At 70.5% G+C, this 5,339-nt stretch carries 5 protein-coding genes; all 5 read right to left on the bottom strand.

Annotated features, from left to right (window positions below):
• Positions 1–147: 147 nt before the first annotated feature.
• Entirely contained in the window at positions 148–1,143 is a 996-nt protein-coding gene (locus DQW85_RS28350) for an amidohydrolase family protein (RefSeq protein WP_113702937.1), read from the bottom strand.
• Between the two features lie 113 nt (positions 1,144–1,256).
• Complete coding sequence (locus tag DQW85_RS28345) at positions 1,257–2,168, bottom strand: phosphotransferase family protein (RefSeq protein ID WP_113702936.1); 912 nt, start codon at positions 2,166–2,168, stop codon at positions 1,257–1,259.
• A 25-nt stretch (positions 2,169–2,193) separates the two neighbouring features.
• The gene (locus DQW85_RS28340; RefSeq protein ID WP_113702935.1) at positions 2,194–3,117 is read right to left on the bottom strand and encodes a carbohydrate ABC transporter permease; all 924 of its coding nucleotides are present in this window, start codon (positions 3,115–3,117) and stop codon (positions 2,194–2,196) included.
• Positions 3,117–4,028, bottom strand: coding sequence for a carbohydrate ABC transporter permease (locus DQW85_RS28335; protein WP_240197483.1), 912 nt, complete (start codon positions 4,026–4,028; stop codon positions 3,117–3,119). Before DQW85_RS28335 ends, DQW85_RS28340 begins: the two co-directional genes overlap by 1 nt.
• A partial coding sequence (gene ngcE, locus DQW85_RS28330) for an N-acetylglucosamine/diacetylchitobiose ABC transporter substrate-binding protein (RefSeq protein ID WP_113702933.1) occupies positions 4,028–5,339 on the bottom strand: 1,312 nt, incomplete at its 5' end. The genes DQW85_RS28335 and ngcE, both read right to left, overlap by 1 nt.

The raw sequence follows: 5,339 nt of genomic DNA, 5'->3' as shown, positions 1-5,339 counted from the left end.
CCCAGCCGGCGAGCACGCCCACGCGGCGCGCGGTGGCGACGACGAGGTCGCCGGTCGCCAGCGCGGCGTCGGCGACGGCCCGGCCGAGGCCGGAGGAACAACCGGTGATGAACCAGACCTTCGGGTCTGCGGACGGCGAGTCGGGCATCAGTCACCTTTCATCGGGTCTCGCCCAGCAGCCTGCCGGCTCATCGGGGGGTCGCCGAGCAGCCTGCCGGCGTGGGCCGCCATGAGGTCGAGCCACGAGGGCTCGGACGGGTCGCCGGCGAGCGCCGCCATCTGGCGGGCGACTTCGGACGGCCGGGTGAAGCAGTAGTCGCTCCCGTACAGCAGCCGCTCGTGCCCCACGACCCTGGCCAGGGCGGGCAGCCCGAAGGGCAGCGGGGTGCCGGCGCAGTCGAACCACAGCCTGGCGACCAGGTCGTGGATCGTTCCCGCGCGGGCCGGGTCGCCCCCGAGCTCCGGGCCGCTGAAGAACAGGTCGATCCGTTCGAGCAGCACGGGCAGCGCGCCGCCGCTGTGGGAGACCACGAACCGGATCTCCGGAAACCGGCCCAGGACTCCAGCGAACAGCAGGTCGGTCACCGTGCGCGCCTCGTCGAAGACGAACTCGAGCATCGGGTAGGGCCGGTCGAAGCTGAGCCGCTCGGCGTCCGGCGGCGCGGTCGGATGGACGAACACGATCGCGCACCGCTCGTCGAGCAGCGCCCACAGCCGCTCGTACCGCTCGTCGCCCAGGTACACGCCGTCCGCGTTGGACATGACGCAGAACCCCTCGGCCCCGAGCGCGTCGAGCGCGAACTTCGCCTCGGCCACCGCGGCGTCGACGTCCGGCAGCGGCAGGGAGGCGAAGAACCCGAACCGGCTGGGGTGCGCCCGCACCTGGGCGGCGGCGAACTCGTTGACCTGCCGCGCCAGGCCGGCCGTCTCGTTCGCGGGCCCGAAGCGGACGCCGGGCGACGACAGCGACAGCACCGCGCGCGCCACCCCGACCTCGTCCATGAGGGCGATGTGCTCGGCGGCAGACCACTCCGGCCAGGCCGGCATCCGGTCGGGCACGAGGTGCCCGGCACGCCGGGCCGCGGCCACGTACTCGTCGAAGACGAAGTGGGCATGGGTGTCCACCAGAGGGGGTCGGACCACCAGGGCTACCGCCTCTCCAATAGTCGAGTTGTTCCTCTAGAATCGATTATTGACCTGCGGCAATCGCGGCGTCAAGGCGGGCCCGGCTCAGGGGCCCGGCTCAGGGGCCCGCTTCAGGGGTGCTCGGCGAAGGTGTGGTCGAGGTGGGCGAGGGCGGCGTCGGCGTAGCGGCGCGGGCCGGGGCCGAACCCGTAGGCGAGGTCCTCGACGAGCGCGCAGCGGGCGTGGAAGCGCACGCGGGCGCGGCCCGCGTCGTCGAGGGGGCCGTCGTAGCCGGACACGGTCAGCTCGAACACCTCGGGACCGAGGTCCCGGTAGATCCTGGCGAAGTCGCGGGCGGGGTCGGTCAGCGCGGCGTCGGTCCAGTCGATGACGCCGGTGATCGTGCCCGCGCCGGGATCCGCGAGGAGGTGCTCCGCGCCCAGGTCGTTGTGGCAGAAGCGCGCTGCCGACGCTCCGGCGGGCGCTCCGGCGGGCGGCGCGTCGGCCAGGAAGCGCTCGACCAGGCGGCGCTGCGCCTCGGACAGGCGGGCGGCCACGCTCCGGTAGCCGTCTGCGGCCTCCCGGAGGAGGTCCTCCTCGGGGTGGAGGTCGAGCGGGGCGAGCTCGCGCATCCGCTCGGGTGACGCCGTGTGCAGGGCGCTGAGGAACGTCCCCAGGGCCTCCGCCAGGCGCTCGGGACGGGGCATCGGCCACAGGTTGAGCGGCCGGCCCGGGAGCCGGTGGTAGGCGATCACGCCCGCGCCCGGGTCGCTGAAGACCACCTCGGGCACGGGCAGCGTGGAGAATCCGGCGACGGCGGCGAGCAGCGCGACCTCCCGCACCGTGCCCTCCCGCACCGTGCCCTCCCTCAGCGCGACCTCCCGCACCGTGTCCTCCGGAGCGGCCTCCTTCGCGCACCGGACGATCAGCTCGCCGTTGACCTCGTACACGACGTTGTCGACGCCCTGGCCCGCGGGGACGACGGAGCGCACGTCGTAGCGCGGCAGGTGGCAGGAGAGCAGCTCGCGGATGTCGGCGATCACACCCGCGAGCCTAGGTCGCGGCCGGCTACTTGAGCGCTCCCGCCGTGAGTCCCGACTGGATCTGGCGCTGGAAGACCGTGTAGACCACCAGCATGGGCAGGATCGCCAGGGTCAGCGCGGCGAACAGGGCCGACCAGTCCTGGTCGTAGCCCGCGGCGGTGGAGATGTCGGCGATGCCCTGCGTGAGCACCCACTTGTCCCGCTCCTGCAGCAGCACCAGCGGCAGCTGGTACTGGTTCCACTGGCCCAGGACGTTGAAGATGGCGACGCTCACGATGCCCGGCCTGGCCATGGGCAGCATGATCTGGAAGAAGACGCGCGTGTGCGAGGCGCCGTCCACCAGCGCCGCCTCCGCGACCGCCGTGGGCAACGTGCGGAAGAACGCCGCCAGGAAGAACACGGTGAACGGCAGCGAGTAGGCGATGTAGACCAGCACCAGCCCCGCGTGCGTGTTGAGCCCGATGAACGGCCCGGCCAGCGGGACGTTGCCCAGGTTCTGCACCACGAAGAACAGCGGCGTCAGCGCCAGGTAGACGGGGAACGCCAGCCCGGAGACGAACAGCAGGTAGACGGCCCGGTTGCCGCGGAAGGGATAGCGGGCCAGCACGTAGGCGGCCATGGAGCCGGCCAGCATGGTGCCGAGTGTGCCGAACGACACGACGATGACGCTGTTGAGCATGTACTGGCCGATGTGCGCCTGTTCCCAGGCCCGCGCGAAGTTCTCCCAGCGCAGGCGGGCCGGCGTCGACCACGCGTCGCCGAAGATCTCGTCCTCGCTCTTGACCGAGGCCAGGAACGTCCACAGGATCGGCACCACGGTCAGCGCCGTCCACACCACCAGAGCGGTGTGCGACAGGGCGCTCAGCGGGCCGAGCCGCCGCCTGCGCTCCCTGCGGGTGAGGCTCCGCGAGGCCGCGACCGCCGAGGTCCCCGAAGTCGTCGTCGTCATCAGTACTCGATCCGCTCGCGACGGGTCAGGCGCAGCGACAGGATCGCGAAGCCCACGGTGAAGAAGAACATCACGACGCCGAGGGCGGAGGCGTACCCGAAGCGGAAGTAGGAGAAGGCGTTGCGGTAGATCTCGGCCGCCATGACCGTGGTGGAGAAGTCGGGGCCGCCGTGCTGGTCCGTCATCACCCACACGATCGCGAACACGTCCAGGGCCAGGATGCCCAGGTAGACCCAGGCGACCTGGACGGTGTCCCACAGCAGCGGAAGCGTGATGCGGAAGAACAGGCTCGCCCGGCCTGCCCCGTCGATCTGCGCCGCCTCGAACATGTCGCGCGGGATGGAGGCGAGCCCGGCCGAGAACAGCACCACGTAGAAGCCGACCGCCTGCCACACCATGACGCCCAGCACCGACCAGAAGGCGACGCCCGGGTCCGACAGGAACCCGACCGGCCGCAGGCCCATCGCCATCAGCGGCCCGTTCAGCATGCCGCTGCCGTCGGGCCGGAACACCTGCTGGAACAGCACCGCCACCACGGCGACGGCCAGCACCTGCGGGAAGAAGAACACCACCCGGTAGAACCGCGAGCCCCGGATCCCCGCCACGCCCCGCCCTTCGCCGCCCACGTTGAGCAGAAAGGCGAAGAACAGGGCGATGACGATCGTCAGCAGCGGCAGCAGCACCAGGAGCGCCCCGTTGTGCGTGACCGCCTTCCAGAAGATCTGGTCGGAGAAGAGCCGGGCGAAGTTGTCGAACCCGATGAAGGCCGGCGTCGCCGTCACACCCCGCCAGTCGGTCATCGCGATGTAGAACGCCTGCGCGTACGGCGAGATCACGTAGACCACGTAGAGGGTCACCGGGGCCGCCAGGAACGACGTGATGAACAGCCCGCGGCGGTACCGGGTGAACATCAGCGCTTGTACTTCTTGATCGAGGAGTCGTTCTTGATCTCGTCGGCCTTCTTCTGCAGCCGCTCAAGGTACTTGTCCGGCGTGAGGCCGCCGCTCATCAGCTCGCCGGTGGCGGCCACGGCCTCGTCGTGGAGCTGGGCGTACCAGTTGCGCCAGCGGAAGTAGACGGTGTTGGACCCGGCGGCGGCCAGCGCCTCGGTCGCGCTCTTGGCGCCCGGCGACAGGGGGCTGCCCTCGCCCGCGCCCTTGACCACCGACACGGTCCGCACCAGCTCGCTGAACTCGCCGGCCGCCTTCTTCGACAGCATGGCGCGCAGGTACTCCATGCCGCCCCGCGGGTTGGCCGCCTTCGACGGGACCAGGAACGTCTCGCCGGGGCGGGCGTGCAGCGTGCCGTACGGCATCTTGTCGGAGGCGGTGAAGTCGGGGATCGGGAACATGCCGTACTCGAAGTCGGCTGGTGTAGTCGTTTTCTGTTCGTTCTCCAGCCAGGAGCCGGAGGGCAGCATGGCGACCCGATACTTGTTCTGCGCGGTCTGGGTCTGCACGTGGTCGAGCCCGGCCGTGCCCTGCATCAGGAACTTGGCGCCGACCTCGGCCCAGGCCGCCGCCGACTGCCTCATCGGCTCGGCCGTCCAGGCGCCGTCCTCCAGGTTGTCGAGGTTGACCAGCACCTCCTTGCCGCCGATCTTCGCGGCCATGGTCATCAGCGGCTCGTAGAGGTACTGCGGATGCTTGCCCGCGTACGTGAACGGCGCCATCTTGCCGGACTTCTTGATCGTCTCGCAGAGCTCGAGGAACTCCTCCCACGTCTTCGGCGCCGTCCAGCCGTTGTCCCTGAACGCCTTCTGCGAGTACCAGACGCCGTGGATGTAGTTGACGTAGCCCAGGACGCTGAACGTGCCGTCGTAGCTGCCGAAGTCGATTACAGCGGGGTCGAGGGTGTCCCTGACCTTAGTGTTCGGGTCGTCCCAGCTCGGCGCGTCGAGCAGCGGGCCGAGGTCCTGGAGCTGGCCGTCCTGGGCGAGCGCGCCCATGTCCATGGCGCCCGCGCCGGAGTTGTCGATGACGTCGGGCGGGTTGCCGCCGGCGAAGCGCGGCTGCAGGACCTTGGTGATCTCCTTGGTGGAGTTGTGCTTGATCTCCGCCTTCGGATATTTCGTCGCGAAGAGCGGCTGGTGGATGTCCTTGGCGTAGGCGTCGCCGAAGCCGCCGTCGAAGATCCACACCTCGAGCGGCCGGTCGGCGGCCACGCCGAACGGGTTGGCCGCGCTCGTGGCGACCGGCGCGGCCGACGGCCCCGGGGCCCTG

The organism is Nonomuraea lactucae, from assembly GCF_003313395.1.
In the GTDB taxonomy this organism is placed as follows: Bacteria; Actinomycetota; Actinomycetes; order Streptosporangiales; family Streptosporangiaceae; genus Nonomuraea; species Nonomuraea lactucae.
Note: the sequence above shows the minus strand (reverse complement) of the source record. Positions and strands in the feature narration are given on the sequence as shown.

What these genes read in the sequence shown, in the direction of transcription:
- DQW85_RS28340 (WP_113702935.1), bottom strand. Translation starts at nt 3,117, where the DNA reads ATGACGACGACGACTTCGGGGACCTCGGCGGTCGCGGCCTCGCGGAGC.
- DQW85_RS28335 (WP_240197483.1), bottom strand. Translation starts at nt 4,028, where the DNA reads ATGTTCACCCGGTACCGCCGCGGGCTGTTCATCACGTCGTTCCTGGCG.